This window comes from Pseudoduganella sp. R-34 (assembly GCF_049904655.1).
Taxonomy (GTDB): domain Bacteria; phylum Pseudomonadota; class Gammaproteobacteria; order Burkholderiales; family Burkholderiaceae_D; genus Rugamonas.
Map to the genome: position 1 here is coordinate 2,247,271 of NZ_CP184572.1, position 24,775 is coordinate 2,272,045.

Here is a 24,775-nt window from a genome sequence, read left to right on the forward strand (position 1 = left end):
AGCTTTTGCCCATTTCTGAACCGTGGCTGGAATAGTTCGTCGTCTGCTTCCTCGCCTGGCCGCACTGGCCCTGGCTTGCACGCTCGCCCTCCCGGCGCTGGCGGCGCCGCCGCGCACCCTGCGTTTCGAGCAGCTGGACGTGGACGACGGCCTGGCTCAGGAGTCGGTACTGGCGATCATGCAGGACCGCCAGGGCTTCATGTGGTTCGGCAGCCAGGCGGGCCTGAGCCGATTTGACGGCTACAAGGTCACGGTCTACCGCAATATCGTTGGCGACCAGCGCAGCCTGGCCGAGAACTGGGTCGGCGTGCTGCACCTCGATCCGCGCGGCCGCATGTGGGTCGGCACCGACGGCGGCCTTGACCTGTTCGACCCCAGAACCCAGTCGTTCAGCCACCATCTGCCGCGCGAGCCGGAAAAGCGCGGCAGCGGCAACCGCCATATCAAAGCCATCACCGATGACGGCGCCGATGGCCTGTGGATCGGCACCGCCGACGGCCTGCAGCATTTCGATCCGTCGACGGGCAAGTTCCTCATTTACCACCACGATCGCGCTGAAGCGGGCAGCCTTGGCCACGACCAGGTCAATGCCCTGGCGCGCGACAAGCAGGGCAGGCTGTGGATTGCCACCTCGGCCGGCGTCGACATGCTGGAGACGGGGGCGCGCACCTTCATCCACTATCCGCTCAAGGCAGCGGGCGCCCGCGGCGCCCAGTCCCTGCTGGTGGACCGCGACCAGGTGCTGTGGGTCGGCACCCAGAACGGCATCGAGCGCTGGACGCTGGAAGGAAAATATCCGCAGCGCCGGGTGCTGGGCGCGGCGGAAGGCCTGCCGCAAAGCACGGTCAAGCGCATCTACCAGGACCAGGATGGCACGCTGTGGGTCGGCAGCCAGACCGGCGGCTTGTTCCGCTGGCGCCAGTCGGACGACCGCTTCGTGCAATACCGCCACCAGCAGGGCGACCCGCACAGCATCGCGGACAACTATGTGTTCTCGCTGTTCCGCGACAACGTCGGCACCTTGTGGGTCGGTACCTGGTATCGCGGCGTCAGCCGGGTCGACCTGGGCAGCGGCGGCTTTGCGCGCCTGGTCAAGGACCCGGGCCAGCCCTTCACGCTGACCGACAACAAGGTGCGCGCCTTGCTCGACGCAGGCGACGGCAAGGTCTGGGTTGGCAACAGCGACGGCCTCAATTACTACGATCCGGTGACCGGCAAGACCGTGCTGTATCGCACCGGCAGCGGCAACGACAGCCTGGAATTCCAGGTCACGGCCTTGCTGCACGACCCGCGCGACCGCAATGTGCTGTGGGTGGGCAGCCGCAACGGCGTGCGCCGCTTCGACATCAGGGCGCGCCGCTTTGGTCCGCTGATGCTGTCGCACGGCGATCCTGAAAACGATGTGATCCGCTTCCTGTACGGCGACCGCGACGGCATGGTCTGGGCGTCCGCCCGCAATGGCCTGCACCGCATCGACCCGTCCAGCAACGGCGTGCTCACCTTCCGCCACGATCCGGCCGACATCCACAGCATGGCCGACAGCGTGGTGCGCCCGGTGCTGGAAGACCGCCGCGGCAACCTCTGGATCGGTACCTTCAACGGCCTTGACCTGCTGGACCGCAAGACCGGCCGCTTCACGCACTATCGCAACAACCCGAACGACCAGGGCAGCTTGAGCCACAACGAGGTGCACTACCTGTTCGAGGACGACGATGGCATGCTGTGGATCGGCACCGCGGCCGGCCTGAACCGGATGGAGCGGCGCCCCGACGGCAGCGTGCATTTCCGCCGCTTCCTGCGCAAGGACGGCCTGGCCGACGATGCGATCGCCGGCATCCTGCCGGACCGCGGGAAATACCTGTGGCTGTCCACCAATACCGGCATCTCCCGCCTCGACATGGGCAACGGGCAGGTGCGCAACTACTCCGGCGTGGACGGCACCATCGAGGGCGCCTATTTCGACGGCTCGGCCTTGCGCGCGGCCGACGGCACCCTGTACTTCGGCGGCTTCAACGGCATCACGGCATTCGATCCGCAGGAGGTGCGGGAGAACAGTTCGGCGCCGACTGCCGTCATCACCGATTTCCAGATCTTCAACAAGCCGGTGCGGCCGGGCCAGGGCGGCGCCAACAGGGGCGTGCTGCAGCAGGCCATCGAATACACCAGCTCCCTGTCGCTGCGCGAAGGCGACTCCGTATTCTCGTTGGAATTCGCGGCGCTGCACTACGCCGCGCCGCAGCGCAACCGCTTTGCCTACCAGCTGGTCGGCTTCGACAGGGACTGGGTGGTGACCGATGCGGGCAAGCGCTTCGCGACCTACACCAACCTTGACCCCGGCACCTACCAGTTCCGCGTCAAGGCCGCCAACAAGGACGGCATCTGGAACGACAACGCCGCCACGCTGGAAATCAATATCGCGCCGCCGTACTGGAAAACCTGGTGGTTCCGCCTGTGCATGCTGGCCGCCGCGCTGGGCGCCGCCTGGGGCGCTTACCACATGCGCGTGCGCGTCCTGCGCAGCCAGCAGCTGCAGCTGGAAAAGCAGGTCAGCCTGCGCACGGCCGAAGTGGAGCTCAAGAACCAGCTGCTGGAAGAGCAGAAGCGCGAGCTGGAGCAGCGCGACAAGCACCTGTCGCTGGCCAAGCAGAGGGCTGAGGACGCGACGCGCCAGAAATCCGAATTCCTGGCCAATATGAGCCACGAAATGCGCACCCCGCTGGCCGGGGTGATCGGCATGCTGGGCTTCGCCCTGCGCGACAATGCGCTGGCCGAGCGCACCCGCGAGCAGATCGAACGCGGCCAGGGCAATGCGCAGTCGCTGCTGGCCATCATCAACGACCTGCTGGACTTCTCCAAGATCGAAGCCGGCAAGCTGCACATCGAGTCGATCGACTTCGCGCTGGCCAGCATGGTGGAGAACGTGGTCAGCCTGTTTGCCGAGCACACCATGTCCAATATGGTGGGCTTCGAAGTCGATTTTGCGCCCGACCTGCCGGAATTCGTGGTCGGCGACCCGACTCGCCTGCGCCAGGTGCTGGTCAACCTGGTCGGCAACGCCTTCAAGTTCACGGAGCGCGGCAAGGTATCGCTGCGCGTGGAGCGCGAAAGCAGCGGGCCGCAAGGGCACCGCATCCGCTTCACGGTGGAAGACACCGGCATCGGCATTCCGCCGGACGCCTTGCCGCGCCTGTTCCAGAAATTCGAGCAGGGCGACACCACCACCACCCGCCGCTACGGCGGCACCGGCCTGGGCCTGGCGATCAGCAGCCAGCTGGTGGAGCTGATGGGCGGCCAGATCGATGTGGTCAGCGCGCCGGGCGCCGGTTCCAGCTTCGCCTTCACCGTTCCGCTGCGCGACGGCGTGGCGCCGCCGCTGGCGCCGCACGTGGCGCGCGAGCCGCATACGCATCAACTGCGCGTGCTGTGCGCAGAAGACTTCCCCACCAACCAGATCATCGTGCGCATGATGCTGGAAGACCTGGGGCACAAGGTCGATATCGCCGGCAACGGCGTGCTGGCGCTGGCCGCCTGCGCCCAGCAGCGCTACGACCTGGTGCTGATGGATGGCCGCATGCCGGAAATGGACGGCTCCACCGCGACGCGCCTGATCCGCTCCGGCGGCCCGCGCGAAGCGCCGGTGCTCGATCCGCACCTGATGATCGTGGCCCTGACGGCCAACGCCAGCGACGAAGACCGCAGCCGCTACCTGGCCGCCGGCATGGACGATTTCCTGACCAAGCCGATCGACGAGGGCGCGCTGCACATGCAGCTGGAACGGGCCATCGAGCGCCAGCTGGCGCGCGGCATCAAACTGCCGCCGTTGCGGGCGCGAACGACCGAACTTCCTTCGGTGGCGGAGCTGGATGCCATGTTCGGCGTGTGCGACCTGCCTCCGCCGGCGCCGATGCCGGGCCAGGCCGGACAGGCCCTCAAGCTGCGCCTGCGCGATGCCTTCATCGCCGACTTGCCGGCGCGCCTGCGCGAACTGGACCAGGCCCTGGCCTCGGCCGACGCCGATGCTGCCGGCCGCCTGTTCCATGGCATGAAGGGCAGTGCCGCCTACCTGGACGAGGCCGAACTGCATGCCCTGTGCGGTGAACTGGAACGGGCCGCCGACCGCGCCATGTGGCCGGCGATCCGCGAAAAGCTGCCGCGCTTGCGGCTGCTGCTGGAACACGTCGTATCCCCAACGCGTCATTAAAACAAGAGCGGAGAGAGCATGAAAGTAATGGTAGTCGACGACGACGTAGTCTCACGCATGGTGCTGATGCACCTGATCGATGGTTGCGGCAAGTTCGAGATCGTTGAAGCGGAAGACGGCGCCGACGCCTGGCAGCAGCTGGAGGGTGGGCTGCGTCCGGGCATCGTCTTCTGCGACCTGCGCATGCCGCGCCTGTCCGGCATCGAATTGCTGCAGCGCGTGCGCGGGCAGGGCGACCTGGCCGAAGTGCCGTTCGTGCTGGTGTCCTCCGCCACCGACAAGGAAACGGTGCAGCAGGCCACCCTGGCCGGCGCCACCGGCTACATCGTCAAGCCGTTCCAGTCGGAGCAGGTGCGCGCCCACCTTGGCGCTTTCCTCGACCAGGCGGCCAACGGCTATGAGCACCGGGCGGAAGAGCCGGCAGCCACCCTGGCGCGGCTGGGCATTGCCGCCGACCGTTTGCTGGTCTACCTGACCGGTTTCCAGAACCAGCTGACGGCAGCCAGCAACGAGATCGATGCGCTGCTGGCGCACGACGAGCAGGCGGAGGTTCGCGTGCGGCTGGAGCGCCTGCTTACCGGCTGCACCACGCTGGGCTTGCACGGCGCCGCGACCTCGCTCAAGCCGCTGATCGGCGTCCACGTCAGCAACGAAGCCGTGCAGGCGGCGCTGACGGACGTGATCAGGGCAGTGCTGCACCAATCCTCGCTGGTGCGCCAAAGCTGAGAAAATCGCCAGCCCGCTTGCGGGAAAATCCTCCCACCGGGCTGGCGCGGCCTTGCGGTAAATATAGTTTAGGTTTAAAGTAGTCTGCACCGCAGGCTGTACTTTCAACCGAACCTTACCCAGGCGACCATGAACAGACCCACTGCAGCAGAACCGAGCGCGCATCTCGACCAGTTCGCGCGCCAGCATCTACCTCCGGTTGAACAATGGCCGGACCTGGTGTTCGATCTTCCCGAGTTGCAGTACCCGGCGCGCCTGAACTGCGTGGCCGAGATCCTCGACCAGGCCGTGGCGGCGGGCAGCGGCGCGCGCATCGCCCTGCACGGCGAAGGCTTCAGCTGGACTTATGGCGAGCTGCAGCAGCAGGTTGACCGCATCGTCAACGTCCTGCGCGGCCCGATGGCGCTGGTGCCCGGCAATCGCGTCCTGCTGCGCGGCGCCAACCATCCAATGATGGCCGCCGCCGTGCTGGCCGTGCTCAAGGCCGGATTGATCGCGGTGCCCACCATGCCGCTGCTGCGCGCGCGGGAGCTGGGCGTCATCATGCAGAAGGCGCAAGTGCAGGCGGTGCTGTGCGCCCATGCCCTGCGCGAAGAGATCGAGGCTGCGCCCAACCGCCCTGGACGCACCCTGTGGTTCAACGTGCCGGCCGAGGCGCAGGCTGCCGCCACGGCGTCCGGGCATTCGCTCGAGGCCATGATGGATGCGCAGCCGGCGAGCGCCGCGGCATGCGACACGGCGGCCGACGATATCTGCCTGATCAGCTTCACGTCCGGCACCACCGGCGTCCCGAAAGGCACCATCCACTTCCATCGCGACGTATTGGCCATCTGCGACTGCTTCCCGCGCCATGTCCTCGAGTCCCGAGCCGACGACCTGTTCATCGGCACGCCGCCGCTGGCCTTTACCTTCGGCCTGGGCGGCCTGCTGCTGTTCCCGCTGCGGGTGGGCGCCGCCGCCGTGCTGCTGGAAAAGCTGACGCCGGAAACGCTGCTGCAGGCGATTGAAAAATACCGCGCGACGATCTGCTTTACCGCGCCGACCTTTTACCGCCAGATGGCCACGCTCGCAGGCAAATACGATCTTTCGAGCCTGGACAAGTCCGTCTCGGCCGGCGAAGCGCTGCCGGTGGCAACGCGCGAAGCCTGGCAGCAGGCCACCGGCTTGCGCATGATCGACGGCATCGGCGCCACGGAGATGCTGCATATCTTCATTTCCGCTGCGGGCGACGATATCCGTCCGGGCGCCACCGGCAAGCCGATTCCCGGCTACCGCGCCTGCGTCCTCGATAACAAAGGCCAGCCGGTAGGCCCTGGCGTTGTCGGCCGCCTGGCGGTGAAAGGCCCGACCGGCTGCCGCTACCTGGACGACCCGCGCCAGCGCGACTACGTGCTGGACGGCTGGAACCTGACTGGCGACGCTTACGAAACGGATGCCGACGGCTACTTCTTCTACCGCTCGCGCACCGACGACATGATCATTTCCGCCGGCTACAACATCGCTGGCCCCGAAGTTGAAGACGCCTTGCTGCGTCATCCCGCCGTGGCCGAATGCGGCGTGGTCGGCAAGCCGGACGAGGAACGCGGCCAGGTCGTGGAAGCGCATGTCGTGCTCAAGCCGGGCTTTGAAGCAACGCCCGACATGGCGGCGCAGCTGCAAGACTTCGTCAAGGAACAGATCGCCCCGTACAAGTATCCGCGCTCGATCCGCTTCCTGCCTTCGCTGCCGCGCACCGAAACCGGCAAGCTGCAACGCTTCAAACTCCGTAGCACTTGAGGAACAGCATGAATATCGTTTGTATTGGCGGCGGCCCGGCCGGCCTGTATTTTGCCCTGCTGATGAAAAAGCAGGACCCGTCGCACCGCATCGTGGTGGTGGAGCGCAATCGGCCTTACGATACCTTCGGCTGGGGCGTGGTGTTTTCCGACCAGACGCTGGGCAACCTGGTGGCGGCCGACGAAAAGACTGCGCGCGAGATCCTGCAGTCTTTCAACCATTGGGACGACATCGACGTCTTCTTCAAAGGGCAGAAAGTCACCTCCGGTGGCCACGGTTTCTGCGGCATCGGCCGCAAGCGCCTGCTGAACATCCTGCAGCAGCGCTGCGAAGAACTGGGCGTGGAGCTGGTGTTCGAGACTGACGTGCAGGACGACCAGGAACTGGCGGCGCGCTACAACGCAGACCTGGTGATCGCTTCGGACGGCCTCAATTCGCGCGTGCGCGCTCGCTACGAGGCGACGTTCCAGCCGATGATCGAAGCGCGCCAATGCCGCTTCGTCTGGCTGGGTACGACGAAGAAGTTCGACGCCTTCACCTTCGACTTCCAGCAGACGGAACATGGCTGGTTCCAGGCCCACATCTACCAGTACGACGGCGAGACGTCGACCTTCATCATCGAGACGCCGGAATCGGTGTGGCGCGCTGCCGGGCTGGACGACATGCCGCAAGAAGAAGCGCTGGCCTGGTGCGAGAAGCTGTTCGCCGAGCGGCTGGAAGGGCATAAGCTGATGTCCAACGCCGCCCACCTGCGCGGCTCGAATGTCTGGATCAAGTTCCCGCGCATCGTGTGCCAGAAGTGGGTGCACTGGAATGGCGACGTGCCGGTGGTCCTGATGGGCGATGCGGCGCATACTGCGCACTTCTCGATCGGTTCCGGCACCAAGCTGGCGCTGGAAGACGCGATCGAGCTGGCGCGCTGCTTTGCTGCGCATGGCAGCGCACGCGACGCGCTGGCTGCCTATCAGGACGTGCGCGCGGTCGAAGTGCTGAAGATACAAAGCGCAGCGCGCAATTCGATGGAGTGGTTCGAAAACGTGCAGCGCTACTCCGCGATGGAGGCGCCGCAGTTCGCCTACTCGATGCTGACGCGCAGCCAGCGGCTGTCCCATGAAAACCTGCGCGTGCGCGACCGGGACTACGTGGCTGGCTTCGAACGCTGGCTTGCCGGCCGGGCGTTCGCGCAAGCCGGGGTGCCGCAGCCGGCCGGCAGCCTTCCGGTGCCGCCGATGTTCACCCCGTACAAGGTGCGCGGCCTGGTGCTGAAAAACCGCATCATCGTCTCGCCGATGGCGCAATACAGTGCGGTCGACGGCTGCGTTGGCGACTGGCATATGGCGCATCTGGGTGCGCGCGCCATGGGCGGCGCAGCACTGGTGATGGCGGAGATGACTTGCGTTTCCGCCGATGCCCGCATTACGCCGTTCTGCCCCGGAATGTACGCACCTGCGCACACGATGGCCTGGAAGCGCATCGTCGATTTCGTCCACCAGAACACGGACGCCAGGATCGGCTTGCAGCTCGGCCACGCCGGCGCCAAGGGCTCGACCCGCGCCATGTGGGACGGCATTGACCTGCCGCTCGACAAAGGCAACTGGCCCCTGCTGGCGGCCTCGCAGCAGCAATACCTGGCGGGTGTGTCGCAGGTGGCCCGCACCGCGAGCGCGGAGGACATGCGGCGCATCGAGGCCGACTTCGTGCGCGCCACGCTGGCGGCCGAAGAAGCGGGCTTCGACTGGCTTGAACTGCACTGCGCGCACGGTTACCTGCTGTCGTCTTTCATCTCCCCGTTGACCAATGTGCGCGGCGACGAGTATGGCGGCTCGCTCGAGAACCGTTGCCGCTTCCCCTTGCGCGTGTTTGCGGCCATGCGCGCGGCGTGGCCCGCGCATAAGCCCATGAGCGTGCGCATTTCGGCGCATGACTGGGTCGAGGGCGGCATCACGCCGGATGATGCCGTGCAGGTCGCGCGCCTGTTCAAGCTGGCGGGCGCGGACATGATCGACTGCTCCTCGGGCCAGGTCAGCAAGCTGGAAAAGCCGGTATTCGGGCGCATGTTCCAGACGCCGTTTGCGGACCGGGTGCGCAACGAGGCGGGGATTCCGACCATTGCAGTCGGCTCGATCTTCGAAGCCGACCATGCGAACGGCATCATCGCGGCCGGCCGCGCCGACCTGTGCGCCGTGGGCCGCCCGCATCTCGCAAACCCTTCCTGGACGCTGGCCGAGGCGGCCAGGCTTGGCTACACGCCCGTGACCTGGCCGAAGCAATACCTGGCCGGCAAGCAGCAGCTCGAGCGCAATCTTGAGCGCGAACGCCAGCTGGCCGCCGCCAATGCCGGGCTGACGCCGCAGCAGGTCGCGGCGAAATTGCTGGAGGGCTGACGATGGTGCTCTCTGGCCAGCATGCATTCATCACCGGCGGCAGCAGGGGCATCGGGCTGGCCTGCGCACGTGCATTGCTGGCCCAAGGCGCCAGCGTGACGATTGCCGGACGCGATGCGGTAGCGCTCGAACGCGCGGCGGACTCGCTGCGTACCGGGAACGCTCGAAGCGGGACGCAGGTGCCGCGGGTGGACATCTGCGTGCTGGACGTTACCGACGAAGCGGCCGTCCACGCGGCCATCGCCGCAGCCGCGCAGCAACTCGGCCCGATCACCATCCTGCTGAACAATGCCGGGCAGGCGCGGCCCGCGCCGTTCGCGAAAACCACCAGCCGGCACTGGCAGCAAATGCTCGACGTGAACCTGACCGGCGCCTTCCACTGCACGCAAGCGGTCCTGCAGCAGATGCTGGAAAAAGGCTGGGGAAGAATCGTCAACATCGCCTCCACCGCGGGCCTGAAAGGCTACAAATACGTCAGCGCCTACGTCGCCGCCAAGCACGGCCTGGTCGGCCTGACCAAGGCGCTGGCGCTGGAACTGGCGACAAAGAACATCACGGTGAACGCCGTCTGCCCCGGCTACACGGAAACCGACATCGTGCAGGACGCAATCGCCAACATCATGCAAAAAACCGGACGCAGCGAGGAGCAAGCGCGCGCCGAGCTGGCGGCCGGCAACCCGCAACAGAAGCTGGTGCAGGTCGAGGAAGTCGCCAACGCCGTGGCCTGGCTTTGCCAGCCGTCCAGCAGCGCAATGACCGGCCAATCCATCGCCGTCGCCGGCGGTGAAGTCATGTAAGGAAACCGGAACGATGCAATTAGACCTGGAAAGCCGCCTGACCAAGGACCACCACCAGTCGCTCAAGCTGTGGCTGCGCATGCTCTCCTGTACCACCAAGATCGAAACCGAAATCCGCAGCCGCTTGCGCACCGAATTCGGCATCACGCTGCCGCGCTTCGACCTGATGGCGCAGCTTGAGCGCCACCCCGAAGGCTTGCGCATGGGCGAACTCTCCAAACGCATGATGGTCACCGGCGGCAACGTCACCGGCATCACCGACCAATTGGAGCAGGAGAACCTGGTCGTCCGCGTACCCGACCCGAAAGACGGCCGCGCCTTCAGTGTCAAGCTCACGCCCGCCGGACGCAAAGCCTTCGCGCAAATGGCCGCAGTCCACGAAAGCTGGGTTGCCGAACTGCTGCAAGAGATTTCGCAAGAAGACAAAGGACAGCTCATCGAATTGCTGTCGCAAATGAAGGGCCACCTGTACGCCCGCGAACCAAAGGACAAACCATGAAATACCTGCAAGGGGAACCGCAACACCTGCCGGGCAACCGCGCGCAACTCGCCGCCTACCAGGCCAGGCACTTCCAGTTCACGGTGGAGCAGGGCGTCGCCACGCTTACCCTGGACCGCCCCGAGCGCAAGAATCCGCTCACCTTCGACTCCTACGCCGAGCTGCGTGAACTGTTCCGCGCACTGGCCTATGCCGATGACGTCAAGGTCATCGTCATCACCGGCGCCGGCGAGAACTTCTGCTCCGGCGGCGACGTGCATGAAATCATCGGCCCCTTGACCAAGCTGGACATGCCTGGCCTGCTGGCCTTCACCCGCATGACCGGCGACGTGGTGAAAGCCATGCGCGCCTGCCCGCAACCGGTCATCGCCGCCATCGACGGCGTGTGCGCCGGCGCCGGCTCCATGCTTGCCCTGGGTTCCGATATCCGCCTCGGCACGGAGCGCAGCAAGACCGCCTTCCTGTTCACCCGCGTCGGCCTGGCTGGCTGCGACATGGGCGCCTGCGCCTTGCTGCCGCGCGTGATCGGCCAGGGCCGCGCCGCAGAACTGCTATACACCGGCCGTTCCATGTCCGGTACGGAAGGCGAGCGCTGGGGCTTCTTCAACAGCCTGCACGCGCCGGAAAGCCTGCTCGCCGCAGCGCAAGCCTTTGCCCAAGGCCTGGCCAGCGGCCCGACCTTCGCGCACGGCATGACCAAGAAGATGCTGCAACAGGAGTGGAACATGGGCGTCGACGAAGCCATCGAAGCGGAAGCGCAGGCGCAAGCCATCTGCATGGCCACCAACGACTTTCACCGAGCCTATCACGCCTTCGTGGCGAAACAGAAACCGGTTTTCGAGGGCGATTGAGATGGCTGATAAATCCTACCTTGGCTGGCCCTTCTTCGAACAACGCCATGCGGTGCTGGAGCGCGACCTGGACGCTTGGGCCGCCGAACATGTGCGCGACGCGCACGGCAGCGACACAGACGCCCAATGCCGTTCCCTGGTGCGCGCCCTCGGCGATGCGGGCTGGCTGCGGCACGCCATCGGCGGCACCGCCTATGGCGGCGCGCTGGACGCCATCGACACCCGCGCCATCTGCCTGATCCGGGAAACCCTGGCCCGCCATAACGGCCTGGCCGATTTCGCCTTCGCGATGCAGGGCCTGGGCTCCGGCGCCATCAGCCTGTTCGGCAGCGACGCCAGCAAGCAAGCCTACTTGCCGCGCGTCGCGAAAGGCGAAGCGATTGCCGCCTTCGCGCTGTCCGAGCCGCAGGCCGGCTCCGACGTCGCCGCCATGCAATGCGCCGCCGTGCCGGATGGCGACCATTATGTGCTCAATGGCGAAAAGACCTGGATCTCCAACGGCGGCATCGCCGACTTCTATGTGGTCTTCGCCCGGACCGGCGAGCAACCCGGCGCGCGCGGCATCAGCGCCTTCATCGTCGACAAGGACACGCCAGGCTTCGCGATCGCGGAGCGTATCAACGTCATCGCCCCGCACCCGCTGGCGCGCCTGGAATTCAGCAACTGCCGCATTCCCTCCAGCCAGCGCCTTGGCGAGGCAGGGCAGGGCTTCAAGGTCGCAATGGCAACGCTGGACGTATTCCGCACCTCGGTCGCCGCCGCCGCGCTGGGCTTCGCCCGCCGTGCGCTGGACGAAGCGCTGGCCCATGCCCAAAGCCGCAAGATGTTCGGCCAGGCGCTGGCCGACTTCCAGCTCACGCAAGCCAAGCTGGCGCAGATGGCCACGGGCGTCGATTCTTCCGCCTTGCTGACCTACCGCGCCGCCTGGCAGCGCGACCAGGGCCAGATAGTGACGAAAGAAGCCGCCATGGCCAAGATGACCGCGACTGAGACTGCACAGCAGGTGATCGACGCCGCCGTGCAAATGTTCGGCGGCATGGGCGTGGTCAGCGAACATCCGGTCGAGCGCCTGTACCGTGAAATCCGCGCGCTGCGCATTTACGAAGGCGCCACCGAAGTACAACAATTGATCATCGCGCGCGAACTGCTGCGCGAAGGCTAAGGAGCCAGTATGCAAGTATTACAACCGCCGGGTTGGGCGCGTCCACGCGGCTATTCCAATGGCATCGCAGCGATAGGCCGCATGGTGTTTATCAGCGGCATGATCGGCTGGGATGCAAATTGCGAATTCCAAACAGATGATTTCGCCGGACAAGTACGCCAGGCCATCGAAAACATCCTGACCGTGCTGAAAGAAGCGGGCGGCGGGCCCGAGCATATTGCCCGCATGACCTGGTACGTGGTGGACAAGCATGAATACATGGGTGCCTATAAAGAGATCGGCGCCATCTATCGCGAGCTGATCGGCAAGCACTATCCGGCCATGACGGCAGTCGAGGTCGCCGGGCTGCTGGAGTCGCGTGCAAGGGTGGAAATTGAGGTAACGGCAGTCGTGCCCGCGTAGTTTTAATGAAGTGCTATAGTCCGGCCGTGGAGGTGCAATCCCATGGCAAAACTTCTCTCGCGCCTGCTTGGCGCAATTTTCCTGCTAGTCCTGTCGACCGCGCAAGGCGCAACGCCGCTGTTGACGGAGGCTGACATTGCCCAGCTATCGACCTGGCTTGGCAATGGTCCGATCAGGCTGGAGCGCTTGTACAAGAAGCGCGACGGACAAACCGCAGCGGATTTCCACGCGGCAGTTGACGGCAAGGGCCGTACGTTTACCGTGATGGAAGCGACCAATGAGCTGGGGCAACTGTTCAAGGTCGGCGGCTATAACCCGCAAAGCTGGGACTCGTCCGGCAAATTCCACATCACGACCGAAGATGAAAAGCGCACCGGCTTCCTGTACAACCTGACGTCGCGCCAGATGCATCGCCAGACGCCGCGCACCTATGCGCTCGATACGGTCGGCTCCTTCCAGACCTGGAACGATGCCAGGACTGGCCCGGTTTTCGGCGCCGGCCATGACCTGTACGTGCCGTGGGACCTGACCAATGGCGGCTACTCGATCATGTATTCCTACATCGATCCCGAACGCAGCAATTTCGATTCCAGCCTGCTTGATGGGAGGGATTACAAGTCGCCGAACATCACATTCGGCGATATGGAAGTGTGGCGCGTCTTTGCTGTTCCCGAGGCCGACACTTGGTTGATGCTTGTAGCGGGCCTCGTCATACTGGGCTTTGCTGCTCGCTTCGCCCAGCCCTTAAGACCGATCAGTAAAGCCCCGCAATGCGGCCCATCAAGCCAAGCAGAAAGAGGAAACCGGTCAGGAATGTCCCCATTGTCCACCTGAAATTTGTGTTTGCCTCGCGACGCAACTCCGCAATCTGCGCTTGCTGCTCATTGAAGCGCCGATCCATCGTGTCGCGCAGCGCAGTAATTGCTTGCGCATTTTTTTCGACCAGCTCTTTAAGTAATTCCACCTCAACCTCGACTTTTGCGAGACGATTCTCCGAATTCATTTCTATCTCCCAAAGCAGTTTGGCTAACTGTGGCGTGAAACAAGACCGGGAGATTTGAGATTGGACAGGCGGGAAGGAAAAAAGTTCCGCATGGGAGCTGATTAGTCCGCCCAATTAGATCGTTGAGAGCCGGGAATGGCTATGCCTTGCGGAGGTTCGGCAGCGTCGAAATCAGCACCGCACCGCAACTTACCTGATGACCTTCGTACGCCACTTCGATGCCGCCAATGCGATGCGTCGGATCGCCTTCCACAATGACGCAGTTGGTATGGCCAGGGTGCGGACAGGTACAAGCATCTCCCTTGCGTGCCACCTTGATGCCCATGATGCTGAAATTGTCGGAGGCGGAAACAACCTTTCCGCCATGGCTGGTCGGGTCACCCAATCGAATAATTCTACGCATAGAAAATCTTCCAGTGTTAAAGGACAAAAATGACGACCTTCATGTCGCCGCGTGCTATTGCAGGCAACGTACCTCAGCCGCCGGCCGCTGAGGCGAGGATGTCAAATTGCATAGGTCCTGGCGACGCATATCGGTCATGCGGCTTTTTGCATAACGTCTTGTGGCGCTTTCTCAGAAGGCGGAGCAGCGAAAAACATCGCAACGGACTCGTCCTGATTGAATTCCGTACACATTACCGGCTGCTTCAACATGGCACTTTGCATTGCCGACAGAGCAAGCATGCCGACGCCGTTCGCTTTGCCAAAATCCCCGAGGACGATGGCCACATTGGTCGCTTTGTCCAACGGGTCGACATTCATCTTGTGATGGTTCATTGCCGTCGCGGTCGCCGCCAACCTCGCGCCCATGACGCCGACACTCCCGGCGTTGTGAATCAGCCAGCCGCATTCCGCCTTGTCTTCAGCCCTGTTGGCACTGTCGGATGCGGCCGGTTCGCCTACCGCTTCGCCATCAGCAATTGACGGCTGATCCGGCCAACCAGCATGCGCTTTGGCACGCCCCAATAGAGTGCTCAGCGCGTTATGCAAGGCCGGCGGGCGCGCTGGGGCTTCGGGCTTGAGGACGATGGCAGAGCCGCGCCGGATCTGCGCCATGACAGGCAGCTCTATCAGCTGTTCGCGGGCCGCATGGTAAGCCTCCGCTAGTAGCTTGATCGCTAGCTGCTCGGCCGATGGGCGTCCAGAGAACCTATTTTCTTCTTGCGTGCTCTGCACCGGCAGCGGTGAAAGCCCCGCCGGGGTCATCAGCAGGGCGATCACGCCTTGGCCCGGTGGTCCAGCCCATCGTTCCTGCGGCGTGGCGCCGGAACCCGTTATCTGTGCCTGTACCAGCGGTGAGTCGAAGGCCAGAATCACTGCGCCAGGAAGGGCAGAATCGTTTTCGAATACCGACAGCACGGCATCTGCAATATTGCCGTCAACATGCAAGAGGCGAATAAAAGCAGGGTCATTCGGGACAGTGGGCGCCGGCTCCATTGCTTCCGCGATTTCTTTACGGATGCGGCCCAGTCCAGCGGACATCTGTGCCATGTCCATCTGATCCGACGCCACGACATAAATCGGCAATGCGATGCTCGCGGGGCACTTATCATAGAGATGCTGAAGTGTGTCGTATATCAAGGGCGCAAATCCGTCGACAGCCAAGGCCGGGTCGGCTTTTTTCATCGCCTCGAATACGTCCGACTCATCGCCTTTGGCCTGGGCAAGTTGAAGCACGACGTTGGGCAGATCAATATCGAACAACGTCTCCGGCGCCAGCGCCTTGGCTTGCATGACGATCGCGCGGCACTCGCAGTGAGAACGACGAATGGCGTGTTCCTGTTCCTGGCGCAGTTGGGCCGCCTCCATGCTTGCCTGTCGTGTGGTGGCCGCTTCGTCTTCCTTTTCACGGTCCTCACGCCGCCACTGACGAAGCAAGCGCCAGCCGCCCCAAGCCAGTAACGGGGGTAGCACGTGCATCGCGATCAGCGCGGCAGCACTCCAACGCGAAAAATTGAGACCGATGCCGAACCATAGTATGGCTATCCACGCTACAGCTGCGAGGAATAGTACAAGGGCATTGGATAAGAGACTGATAATCACGATAAAGTCGAATGGTAATTATTGAACTGGTAGCAAAAAAGGCGAATGAAGAGAAGATTTGTATCGGCCCATTGCAAAACTTTTGATGACTCTTAAATTGCAAAATATTTATTGGCCTTGACCTAGCCTTTACATCGAACAATCAGGTCAACTTTTACCGTCCCAAGTGACGATTCGCCGTCCCGCTCGGTTTCAACTCTGATTTCTCATCAACCTCCGGCATCAGCAAATCTGCCTGCCAAGCGTGTCGCCAGCCCGTGTTTCTAAATCCAATGGCTACTTTTAACAAGTTAATGCTTCTTGGGTTCGGAAAACCAAATACTTCAAAAACCGCCTCAGCATAAGATGGGTATTGTAACACGCGGCGTTCTTTAAATACATTTATGAAATAATATAAAAAACTTCCAGTCGCGATAATTAGAGTTGGCAGCAACTATACCTTATAGCTGATATTGTTTTTTTGTTCGTCAAGCATTCGAACGAAATAGAACATTACAGGAAAGGAAATGGACGTTAATGATGCCAACCAAAATGCGGTGCGCTTGCGGCTTTTAAACAGAGCTTCTCTACCCGCATATTCACCACGTGGCATATAAAATTTCAGGGTCTTTACTTGCATGATTGCATGGGCAAAGAGCACATCACCTCGCCGTGACACCACAGCCTTGACAGGCTCGCCATTGTGGAAATTGTTGGCATGCTCCATGACGCCGCATAGAATATGCTCGCCCACCGCTGCTGCAAAGTTGTAGTTGTAGATGCCCTTGTCGGGGTCGTCATGATCGAAGAAGACCAACGCCTCAGAATTGGCAACCATGGCATGCATGCGCGGACTACACCGGCTGTATCGATTACGCTTTTTTGACTGGCTGTTTTTTTCGATTTGCGCCAGCAAACTTGCTTTGGTTTGGGCGACTTGTAACTCACTAAGCGTGCCTTCTATGAGGAAGAGCGTTTCGCCGTCGTATGTTGCAGATGGATAATGGGTAGATTGTGTCATCGGGTTATCGCTTCAAAGGCTTTTTCAAGTTCTTGTGACTCTGTAATGTAATGCTTGAAGGCGGCCTTATTGCGCGGTAGTGGGGCGTATAAGTTACTATTCCCTATTTTGTGCTGAGTTTTTGAAGCATTAAATATGCTTGCCAAGAAAATTTCCATCCAATTTTTCCAATGTTCATGCTGCCTACAACGCCAACGCGGTGGCATTGGCTACCATGCCGTGCATGTCGCCGACCACGCCGGCTACGCCGCTGGCGAAGCTTTTTTCCTGGGTGTTTTTTTCGATTTGCCAGCAAATTTACGGTGGTGCGGGCAATTTGCAATTCACTAAGTGTGTCTTCAACGAGGAAGAGCGTTTCACCGTCGTATATCGAAGTTGGAGCGTGAGTAGTTTGTGTCATGGGGTAGTCGCGTTAAAGGTATTTTCAAGTTCTTGTAAGTAACTAATGCAATGCTTGAATGCTACCCTTAATCGCATGGGAGACTCCATGAGGTCACGGTTGCCTATTTGCACCGAGCTTTTGAAGCAGTAAATCTGCTTGCCAAGCCTTTTTCCACCCCGTATTTTCATAGTTCATGCTGCCTACTTTGATGAGATCGATGTTATTTGGTTGCGGGAAGCCTAACAATTCGAAAATCGCTGTTGCGTAAAAACCAGCATAACGGAAGGTGCGGTATGTCCAGATTTCCATAATAAAACAAAGAAGAAAGTTTCCCGCAATGACAACGGAAGTCAATAGCAACTGCTTCATACGATTAATATTGTTGTTTTCCTCGTTATACACTCCCATGAAATAGAATATAACAAGAAAAAAAATTGAGGCTGCCATAGCTGAGCGGCTCGCTTCACGCATACAGCTCTTAAATAAAGCCCTTCTACCCGCAAATACACTCAAGGGCATATAGAATTGCTGGGTTTTTGCCTGCATGATGGCATGGACATAGAGAACATCGCCTCGCTGTGACACCACAGCCTTGACGGGTTCACCGTTTTTGAATTGGTCGGCATGCTCTAGGGTGCCGCATACGATGTGTTCGCCCAATACGGCGGCAAAGTTGTACATGTCTTCACCATCGTACAAGGCCAATGCAGCAGAATTTGCAACCATGCCGTGCATGCCGCCGACCACACCGGCAACGCCGCTCACGAGGTTTTTTGCCTGGCTGTCTTTTTCGATTTGCGCCAACAAATTTATGGTAGTGCGGGCGATTTGCAATTCACTGAGTGTACCTTCCACGAGGAAGAGTGTTTCGCCGTTATACGTCGCAGATTGAGAGTGGGTAAGTTGTGTCATTGGGTAACAGCCTTATACGCTTTTTCAAGTTCTTGTAATTCAACAGTTGCATCGGGATAGGGCTTTTCGCTAAGCCAACCTTCTCTTTTGTCTTTTCGAAAACAGCAGGCTTGACACCAATTTTCTAGTTCGTCATCCATGATCCAGCAGCGGTATATGACCTCTCCCACTGTAATGCCAACACCAATCAGATTAAAGCGTGCCAGCCGGATGAGCCAAAAGGTGCGTGCACGCATAAGCTTGTCTGCATGTGATATGCCTTTTGTAAGCAAGGGGGCAAAGCGTGTCGCAATGGCGGTACCGTTGCCTGAGATGCGTGTCAAGAGAGGCTCCGTGTAAGAGAAGGCTGCAATTAACCCATACCGAGTAGTTAATACACTCACACTTGCTCGCGAGAAATATATACTTACCAGTAACCAGTTCGTTCTCTCCTTTCGGACTTCTGTCACTACTGAACATCCGTCTAGCACCGCCGAAATCCCCCCTGCTGCCGCACTGAAGATTCCCGCAGTCATTTTAAGCCCACCGCGAATCAGGTCCGCAGCCGTATCCACAGTCGCCACACTCTTGAGCGATTCAATCTCCACAGTCGCCATACTCTTGAACGGTTCAATCTCGCGAAGGGATTTGGTGACGGCGTACACTAAATCAAACGTCATGCCGATAAGTGAACTTACGGAGGCGACCACTTCGGCCATGCCGCGATAGGTCAGCTCTTTGTTATCGGTCAATTTCAAGGTCAGCGCCAAGCCTTCGATGGACATGAGCAGCACCCCCATGCGCGCCTGGCGGAAGTTATTAGTTTCAGGGCGCTTGCCCTTGTCCAATTCGTTTAGCGCAATTTTGACTTTGTCCCTGACTTTTCTTTGTTCATCGCGAATCAAGACCTCGATCGGGTCCTCCATAAACAATTGTCGCGGAGTGCGGCCAGCTTTTTTCGCGGCATCGCGCTCGGCCAGTTCAAGGTTGCGTTGTGCGGAACGTTTTCTGTAGCCTTCTGCTAGCCTATCTGGCGGCACCTTGAGCATGAATGCTTCAAAACTGATTTGTTCCGCCAGTTTGCCGAGCCTCCCATAGAGCATCATGCCTACAACGGCCTGAATGCCTTTATCCATTTTCCCAGCCTTGTTGGACAAGGCTTGTGACCATTCGGCAATCCTGGCGTACATTCTGCCTTCGTTGCTGCGATGGAATGTGGAGAGGTTGCGAATGCGATCGTCGGCCCGGCCCGTGGGCTTGCCTTCATGAATCTTTTTAATTTCTTTATCGCGCAGCCATTCGTCCCATGCTGAATCGGTTTTCTTCAGCACGTCAATCAAGCCTTTGCCGGCCTTGAGCCAAGGAGCGCTTGCCACAGCGCCTAAACTGCCCGCCGCCGCTACAAGCTGCTTGGCCTCGGTAAAGGCTTTGGCGGCTTCTTCTTCCAGCGACTTATGGTTATACAAATTGGCGCGCATGTAGAGGTTTTTCCGCTCCACCTTGCTGACATTCATCCATTCGGCCAATTTGGGTTTGTTCTTATCAATGCCAAACATGCCGAAGGTGCAAACAGAGTGCTCCTGCGTAAAGCAGAAACCACTCCCCAGGTCGCCGGAGTCATATGTGTCAAAGGCATCAACCAGCCTCTCAGTGAGAAGCCATTGCAGATGATCGTCTGTGCGGCTGTCGGCTTTTTTTCCGCAAGCTTCGGACAGTGCAGCAAGATCGTCTCCGAATTTTTTGATGCCGTCCATATCGAGCAGCTTGGCATACTTGTTTTTCCATTCGCGCTCTGCGTCGGCACCCGACAGTATTTTCTGGCGATTGGCTTCGCGGGTTGCATGACTTCTCTTTATGTCTTCTTCGACTTTTTCTGCCTCTGCTACCCGACCCATGCTACGCAGATTTTTGGCGGTATTTTCCCGGAAGTCCGGCATGTGACGAGAATCCATAAATTCGACCTGTTTTTGAGCCAAGCCGATGCCATGCTGCAGAAAGCCATATTTGATGTCTTCGATGGCATGTGCCACTTCCATTTTGCGTCTGTTGTCGACGCCTTCGCTGTCCTTTGTCTCAAGAAACTGTTCGATTGGTTCTAGCGCAGCATTCCTGAAATTATTGAGTTCCTGCGTAATGCCGATATGGTCGTACACGACGAAGCTTGCGGCACCACGGTCGCGCATGCTGAGATAAAGGGGCGTCAGCCGATCCGCAGCTGGGATTGTGCCCACTAGGCCCAAATCGGGCTTAGGAGATGCGGCCGGCGGGAACAACTGGTTTTCAAGACTGGGACCCAGCCGTGATTGCCACCATTCCTGCTTACCTTGCTTGTGCAGTATCCATTCCGTGGTGTGCGTGTGCATTTCGTCAGCCTGCATGGCATGCGGCTGTTTGGTCGATCCTGCCAGCCATGCCTTCGGATTGAAGACTTGCATCTTCCCTTGCCGGGCCAATTCCGTTGCGTTTTTCTTGTATTCGTCCAGCTTGGCCTTGGTCATGGCAGTGGGCGTAAACAGGAAGTAGACTTTTTCGATCTCGCTGGCGTGCTCAATCGAGATCATCGACGCGTCGATGCCGCAGCTATTGGGCGCGCAGGTGAATTCGACCTTGGTCTGCGGTGGAACATCCACCGGGAATTTGTAAAGGTAAGCGTCTTTGGTGACCTGATAGCCTTCCCAGCTTTTGATGCCTTCCCGGTCGATCAATACGTATAGGTAGCCGGCCCGCAGCATGGCCGGAGCATACTTGCCCTTGGTAAGGACCAGGTCGCTTACGCCTTTGCCAAGGGTCGACGGCAGCGCTGGTATGGCGCGTAAGGATGCCATGTCGTCGGCAAGCGCCACGCTGTAACGCAGCGGCAGGATCATCAATCCTTTTTTGTCGCAAAATTTGCAGTCTTTTTTCATCAGAATTATTTGTTGGCAGGTGTTACTCGTGCTGGGCGGCCGGCGATACAAGCGCGATGCCAGCGGCTTCCAAAACGTCTCTCAGTGCGAAGGCGCGTTCGCGCACCAGGTTCAGTGCGCGCTGCCACTGCGGCTGGCGCAGAATGTTCTCGCTGCGACTGATAACGTGGCAAGCCAGTGTTGCTCGATCTTCCTTCGTCGACAATCCGCAGGCGTGGGCGGTCTTCAAGGCCGCATGCAGCGCAGCTTCGGTCTTTTCATCCAGTGCATATCCCTCCTGCCATAGCGTGTGCAATGCGAGGTTGAAGGTTTCGATCTCTTGCAGGGATGCCGATTGGGCGCTGCTGAGGCTCATGCGAACATAAGCAGGTTTGTCGGGCAGGGGGCCGTAGTCTTGCGCCTTGAGCGCAATGCCCCGGTCGCTCCAGTGCGGGTAGGTCCAGTAGTCTATGCCATTGAGCAGTTGCGCCATTTCCGCCGGCTGAAGCAGACGCGGCAAATGGTGCATCACGCGCGGATCGAAGAACCGGAAAAAAACACGTTTGCCGGTCTTGATGCGAAGATCGAGCTGGCGGGTCAGGTGCCCGGCGAGTTTTTCACATGGCAGATGGCTGAACAGGAAGGCGCAAATCGCTTGTCCTTGTCCAGGCCTTTGCGCTTCCTCTGCGGCGAGGGCAAGATAGCTCTCGATGAGGCTTGATGCATCCACCGACAGGCGCACAAGAAGCGGCGCCTCATCGGGTATCGTCATAAACAGCGGGTCGATCAGCGGCAACCACTCTGCCAGATGGCCTTTCAGTGCTTCCAGTTCTTCGCGCAAGGGAAAGCCGCGCATCCGGTCGATGACGATGTCGCAGTGTCCGTATTCTTCCAGATGCGCGTGGAAGGACGTGGCGATATTGGGGGACGGGAATGACATGGCAACCTTATCTTTCTACAAAGGCTGCACCAGCGTCACTCGCACCTGATAATTTCATCTTGCACGGTTTGGCCGTTCCAGTGGGCAGTGTCAACGACGTGCTGCCGCTGGCCGGTCCCGCCAGGTCAAAGTCCGCCGCCTTGAGCGACAGGGCGCCAGGGTTGTGGATATCGATCCGGTTGCCCACATGGATCAACCCGCCTTCTCCCTTGATCCAAACTCCTTGCTCCGCCTCGATAATGTATTTGCCCCTGGTCTTGAACACGATATCGCCGTTCGATTCGACCTCGTATTTGCCCGCCAGCACGCGCTGCAGCATGTCGCCCTTGGCGACAGTGGTCTTGAACGTGTATTTGATCTTCGCCTTGCCGCCGTCAATGAACAGGCTGGCCGACTCGCCGACATTGTGAATCCAACGCCGCCCTGTCGTCTGGTTTGTGTCGCGTTGCGCTACCTGGTCGAGGTTGGTGTTGGCCGCCATGGTCACGCTGCCCTGGCTGGTCAAGGCTGTGCCATCGGTGGAACCGAGCATGAGAATGCCTTGCTTGCCGCGCTGCCCGCCCTGTCCGCTGCTGCCCTTCGGGTCGGTATTCCAGCCCCGCTCCAGATTGTCGACCGCTTCCTTTAATTGGGTTTGATGACCGGCATCGGTCTTGGCGCCGGGTTTGCTGTCTTCTTCGACCAGCATGTTATCGCGGCCCGTTTCCGGCAGATTGGCTTCGACTTCGCCGGCATGATCGCCTTGGCGCTGCACTTGGTCCAGTGCTGCCGTGAGCACTTGAATAATGGCTTCGCGCATCAATTGCGGTCCGGAGCCGCCTTTTTGCTGTTCGGCCGTCAGCAGCAGGGAACATGCGCGCAAGGCACCGGCAGCTTCGCTCGCCACTTCAAATCCTTCACCTCTCGGTTCGGCTTTGCCGTCGGCTCTCGGGTGCGTCAAATAGCCGAGATTCAGCTCGGTGTTCCCGTGTTCGCTCGCCAGTTGTGCACTGATCTGGCCGTTGGTATCGTCCAGGCGCAGCTGGTTATGGCGGGTTCCTTGCAGCTCCTGGCTCAGGAAGCCCGACAGCGATTTATTGCCGGGCAAGCTGCCCTGGCGGCTGAACCTCGGCGGCAGCGCGCGGCCGTTGAAAGCACTGCCGACAATAATCGGCTTGTCGCAGTTCCCATTAAGAAATAGAACAGTCACTTCGTCGCCAGCCCGGGGCAGGGCAATCATGCCGTAGCCTTCCCCGGCAAAGGGCGTGGCTACGCGCAGCCACGCTGAGCCAGGAACGGTGCTGTGGGCGATTGAATCGCCGCCGCGGGTATCAGTGCGGCTGCCGGCTTCGATCGTGTAGCCCGGAAAGCGGACCTTGACGCAGCCCAGTTCATTGCACAGGATTTCATCGCCTTCGGCATCCCCGGCGACCACAATGGCGCTCATGGGATGGACGGCCGGCAGATCGGTGCGCGGATCGTAGGACGGGACGATCGGAATGCCGCGCCGAACGCAAGTGAGGCGGTTGCTGTAGCGCGCGTTGCGTTCGCCGCTGGCTTCTTCTAGCGCTGCGGGGTCGAAGCCAGTCGCCGATGCTGTGTTCCAGCCGTTGCGGGCGAACAGGCGGCGCGCCTTGTCGCTGAGATCCGGGTGGACGTTATTTTCTGCGGTGACGTGCAGTTCAGTGATGACGAATTCGCGTTCTTCGGCCGGGTGGGCGTCGATTTCGGCGTGGCCGGTCAGGCTGAATGAGGCACCGACGCAGGCAGTGCGCTGGTCGGATTCGGCATAGAATTTCTTGCTCTCGTATTCATGGTGCTGGATGCGCAGGCGTGTCAGGTACTGAAAATCCGCGCTGTCTTCCCCAATATGCGGCGCCTCGACCAGGTTGTCGGTGAGGCTGACGGCGCATTGGTTGCCCAGCTCGCCTTGGTCGAGGGCGGTCGGGTCGCTGTAGGAATCCAGCTGCACCGTCTTGTAATCCCAGGTGTGGCGCGTGATGTTGCCGGGCGCGAGGGTGCGGGTCGCACTCCAGGCGGTGACGCTGTCGGCTTTTTCGGTGCCATCGGCGCGGTGGAAGCGCCAGACAGTGGCGTCTGCCTGAGGGAGCGTCCTGACGTCGTCGAACATGACCATGACATGGGTGGGTACGTGGTCGCTGCCGGAGTTGCTGGTGGGGCCGGGGCGGGTGAACCAGGCAATGCCCCGCCGGCTAAGCAATCGTCGGATGAACTGGGAATCGCTTTCGTTCGCCTGCATGGTGAACGCCCGCGCCGGATGCTTGGCGGCGCTCACGCCCGATAAGTCGAAGCTGAAGGTGCGCGCAGCACGGGGTTGGTCTGGCGCCATTCGCTCAAGTTCTGCTGAACAATATCGACTTCGCTCATATTGACGAAGACGCGGGTGTTTGTGTGCAGCGCCTTGAAGGCCAGGGCATCGCGCATGACGAGTTCATACGTGGCCCAGCCGCCGTCGCTGTGACCTTCCGTGGCGCTTTGGACGATGCCGCATACGGAGCGCAGGGCGCCGGCGGCGGTGACGAATTGCACTTCGGCAGGCATCGCGACGAATTGCTTGAGGGGCAGGCCGGCTTGGGTGGATACACAGAGCAGGCGATATTCGATACCATCGCCGCACATCGCTTCGACGCCGCTCACGCACTGGACCATGAGCATATCTTCGGCGGCGAGGGCGCTACCTTTGGCGGGGAACAGGCGCAGACGGATGGGACGGTTGGCTTGGGTGAAGCGGTCTCGTGATGCGAATGGATCGGACAAGTCCATGGAACTCCGTTTAAGTCAAATTGAGCGCTTGGGTCGTCAGGCGGCTCAGGGCAAGATATTTCTGTCGGTC

General features: G+C 60.6%; 21 protein-coding genes. 10 read left to right on the forward strand and 11 right to left on the reverse strand.

Features of this window, described 5'->3' with window-relative positions:
* The first annotated feature begins 22 nt into the window (after positions 1 to 22).
* The 10 genes from ACN9MW_RS10350 (at position 23) to ACN9MW_RS10395 (ending at position 13,632) form a co-directional block, all read left to right on the forward strand.
* Positions 23 to 4,201, forward strand: coding sequence for a two-component regulator propeller domain-containing protein (locus ACN9MW_RS10350; protein WP_426170486.1), 4,179 nt, complete (start codon positions 23 to 25; stop codon positions 4,199 to 4,201).
* Positions 4,202 to 4,219: 18 nt separating this feature from the next.
* On the forward strand, positions 4,220 to 4,927 hold the full coding sequence (locus tag ACN9MW_RS10355; RefSeq protein ID WP_426170487.1) for a response regulator: 708 nt from the start codon (positions 4,220 to 4,222) through the stop codon (positions 4,925 to 4,927).
* A 129-nt stretch (positions 4,928 to 5,056) separates the two neighbouring features.
* Positions 5,057 to 6,703: an AMP-binding protein gene (locus ACN9MW_RS10360; RefSeq protein ID WP_426170489.1), complete on the forward strand. Its 1,647-nt coding sequence runs from the start codon at positions 5,057 to 5,059 to the stop codon at positions 6,701 to 6,703.
* An 8-nt stretch (positions 6,704 to 6,711) separates the two neighbouring features.
* Positions 6,712 to 9,087: a bifunctional salicylyl-CoA 5-hydroxylase/oxidoreductase gene (locus ACN9MW_RS10365; RefSeq protein WP_426170491.1), complete on the forward strand. Its 2,376-nt coding sequence runs from the start codon at positions 6,712 to 6,714 to the stop codon at positions 9,085 to 9,087.
* A 2-nt stretch (positions 9,088 to 9,089) separates the two neighbouring features.
* Complete coding sequence (locus ACN9MW_RS10370; protein ID WP_426170493.1) at positions 9,090 to 9,884, forward strand: SDR family NAD(P)-dependent oxidoreductase; 795 nt, start codon at positions 9,090 to 9,092, stop codon at positions 9,882 to 9,884.
* 13 nt (positions 9,885 to 9,897) lie between these two features.
* A complete protein-coding gene (locus ACN9MW_RS10375) occupies positions 9,898 to 10,383 on the forward strand; it encodes a MarR family winged helix-turn-helix transcriptional regulator (RefSeq protein WP_426170495.1) in 486 nt (161 codons plus the stop codon).
* Positions 10,380 to 11,234: an enoyl-CoA hydratase family protein gene (locus tag ACN9MW_RS10380; protein ID WP_426170497.1), complete on the forward strand. Its 855-nt coding sequence runs from the start codon at positions 10,380 to 10,382 to the stop codon at positions 11,232 to 11,234. Before ACN9MW_RS10375 ends, ACN9MW_RS10380 begins: the two co-directional genes overlap by 4 nt.
* A gap of 1 nt (position 11,235) precedes the next feature.
* Positions 11,236 to 12,396, forward strand: coding sequence for an acyl-CoA dehydrogenase family protein (locus ACN9MW_RS10385; RefSeq protein WP_426170498.1), 1,161 nt, complete (start codon positions 11,236 to 11,238; stop codon positions 12,394 to 12,396).
* 9 nt (positions 12,397 to 12,405) lie between these two features.
* Positions 12,406 to 12,798 (forward strand): RidA family protein, encoded by a 393-nt coding sequence (locus ACN9MW_RS10390; RefSeq protein ID WP_426170500.1) that lies wholly within the window; start codon positions 12,406 to 12,408, stop codon positions 12,796 to 12,798.
* A 42-nt stretch (positions 12,799 to 12,840) separates the two neighbouring features.
* On the forward strand, positions 12,841 to 13,632 hold the full coding sequence (locus tag ACN9MW_RS10395) for a PEP_CTERM-anchored TLD domain-containing protein (RefSeq protein ID WP_426170502.1): 792 nt from the start codon (positions 12,841 to 12,843) through the stop codon (positions 13,630 to 13,632).
* Here the strand turns inward: ACN9MW_RS10395 and ACN9MW_RS10400 are convergent.
* The 11 genes from ACN9MW_RS10400 to ACN9MW_RS10450 form a co-directional block, all read right to left on the reverse strand.
* Positions 13,553 to 13,801 (reverse strand): hypothetical protein, encoded by a 249-nt coding sequence (locus tag ACN9MW_RS10400; RefSeq protein ID WP_426170503.1) that lies wholly within the window; start codon positions 13,799 to 13,801, stop codon positions 13,553 to 13,555. The two genes, ACN9MW_RS10395 and ACN9MW_RS10400, sit on opposite strands and share 80 nt — an antisense overlap.
* 139 nt (positions 13,802 to 13,940) lie before the next feature.
* On the reverse strand, positions 13,941 to 14,204 hold the full coding sequence (locus ACN9MW_RS10405) for a PAAR domain-containing protein (RefSeq protein ID WP_426170504.1): 264 nt from the start codon (positions 14,202 to 14,204) through the stop codon (positions 13,941 to 13,943).
* Between the two features lie 134 nt (positions 14,205 to 14,338).
* On the reverse strand, positions 14,339 to 15,844 hold the full coding sequence (locus ACN9MW_RS10410; protein ID WP_426170505.1) for a hypothetical protein: 1,506 nt from the start codon (positions 15,842 to 15,844) through the stop codon (positions 14,339 to 14,341).
* Between the two features lie 154 nt (positions 15,845 to 15,998).
* Positions 15,999 to 16,277, reverse strand: a complete 279-nt coding sequence (locus ACN9MW_RS10415; protein WP_426170506.1) for a hypothetical protein — start codon at positions 16,275 to 16,277, stop codon at positions 15,999 to 16,001.
* Positions 16,278 to 16,844 (reverse strand): hypothetical protein, encoded by a 567-nt coding sequence (locus tag ACN9MW_RS10420; RefSeq protein WP_426170508.1) that lies wholly within the window; start codon positions 16,842 to 16,844, stop codon positions 16,278 to 16,280.
* Between the two features lie 103 nt (positions 16,845 to 16,947).
* Entirely contained in the window at positions 16,948 to 17,244 is a 297-nt protein-coding gene (locus ACN9MW_RS10425; RefSeq protein WP_426170509.1) for a hypothetical protein, read from the reverse strand.
* A 93-nt stretch (positions 17,245 to 17,337) separates the two neighbouring features.
* Positions 17,338 to 18,138, reverse strand: coding sequence for a putative type VI secretion system effector (locus ACN9MW_RS10430; protein WP_426170511.1), 801 nt, complete (start codon positions 18,136 to 18,138; stop codon positions 17,338 to 17,340).
* Entirely contained in the window at positions 18,135 to 21,023 is a 2,889-nt protein-coding gene (locus ACN9MW_RS10435) for a T6SS effector BTH_I2691 family protein (RefSeq protein WP_426170513.1), read from the reverse strand. Before ACN9MW_RS10435 ends, ACN9MW_RS10430 begins: the two co-directional genes overlap by 4 nt.
* 22 nt (positions 21,024 to 21,045) lie before the next feature.
* Positions 21,046 to 21,942 (reverse strand): DUF4123 domain-containing protein, encoded by an 897-nt coding sequence (locus ACN9MW_RS10440; RefSeq protein WP_426170515.1) that lies wholly within the window; start codon positions 21,940 to 21,942, stop codon positions 21,046 to 21,048.
* 7 nt (positions 21,943 to 21,949) lie between these two features.
* Entirely contained in the window at positions 21,950 to 24,217 is a 2,268-nt protein-coding gene (gene vgrG / locus ACN9MW_RS10445) for a type VI secretion system tip protein VgrG (RefSeq protein WP_426170517.1), read from the reverse strand.
* On the reverse strand, positions 24,214 to 24,705 hold the full coding sequence (locus ACN9MW_RS10450) for a contractile injection system protein, VgrG/Pvc8 family (RefSeq protein WP_426170519.1): 492 nt from the start codon (positions 24,703 to 24,705) through the stop codon (positions 24,214 to 24,216). The genes vgrG and ACN9MW_RS10450 overlap by 4 nt, the downstream gene beginning before the upstream one ends.
* Between the last annotated feature and the right edge of the window lie 70 nt (positions 24,706 to 24,775).

Coding starts and splice junctions, on each gene's coding strand:
- ACN9MW_RS10355 (WP_426170487.1), top strand. CDS start 4,220: ATGAAAGTAATGGTAGTCGACGACGACGTAGTCTCACGCATGGTGCTG.
- ACN9MW_RS10360 (WP_426170489.1), top strand. CDS start 5,057: ATGAACAGACCCACTGCAGCAGAACCGAGCGCGCATCTCGACCAGTTC.
- ACN9MW_RS10365 (WP_426170491.1), top strand. CDS start 6,712: ATGAATATCGTTTGTATTGGCGGCGGCCCGGCCGGCCTGTATTTTGCC.
- ACN9MW_RS10370 (WP_426170493.1), top strand. CDS start 9,090: ATGGTGCTCTCTGGCCAGCATGCATTCATCACCGGCGGCAGCAGGGGC.
- ACN9MW_RS10375 (WP_426170495.1), top strand. CDS start 9,898: ATGCAATTAGACCTGGAAAGCCGCCTGACCAAGGACCACCACCAGTCG.
- ACN9MW_RS10380 (WP_426170497.1), top strand. CDS start 10,380: ATGAAATACCTGCAAGGGGAACCGCAACACCTGCCGGGCAACCGCGCG.
- ACN9MW_RS10385 (WP_426170498.1), top strand. CDS start 11,236: ATGGCTGATAAATCCTACCTTGGCTGGCCCTTCTTCGAACAACGCCAT.
- ACN9MW_RS10390 (WP_426170500.1), top strand. CDS start 12,406: ATGCAAGTATTACAACCGCCGGGTTGGGCGCGTCCACGCGGCTATTCC.
- ACN9MW_RS10395 (WP_426170502.1), top strand. CDS start 12,841: ATGGCAAAACTTCTCTCGCGCCTGCTTGGCGCAATTTTCCTGCTAGTC.
- ACN9MW_RS10400 (WP_426170503.1), bottom strand. CDS start 13,801: ATGAATTCGGAGAATCGTCTCGCAAAAGTCGAGGTTGAGGTGGAATTA.
- ACN9MW_RS10405 (WP_426170504.1), bottom strand. CDS start 14,204: ATGCGTAGAATTATTCGATTGGGTGACCCGACCAGCCATGGCGGAAAG.
- ACN9MW_RS10420 (WP_426170508.1), bottom strand. CDS start 16,844: ATGACACAATCTACCCATTATCCATCTGCAACATACGACGGCGAAACG.
- ACN9MW_RS10425 (WP_426170509.1), bottom strand. CDS start 17,244: ATGACACAAACTACTCACGCTCCAACTTCGATATACGACGGTGAAACG.
- ACN9MW_RS10430 (WP_426170511.1), bottom strand. CDS start 18,138: ATGACACAACTTACCCACTCTCAATCTGCGACGTATAACGGCGAAACA.
- ACN9MW_RS10435 (WP_426170513.1), bottom strand. CDS start 21,023: ATGAAAAAAGACTGCAAATTTTGCGACAAAAAAGGATTGATGATCCTG.
- ACN9MW_RS10440 (WP_426170515.1), bottom strand. CDS start 21,942: ATGTCATTCCCGTCCCCCAATATCGCCACGTCCTTCCACGCGCATCTG.
- ACN9MW_RS10450 (WP_426170519.1), bottom strand. CDS start 24,705: ATGGACTTGTCCGATCCATTCGCATCACGAGACCGCTTCACCCAAGCC.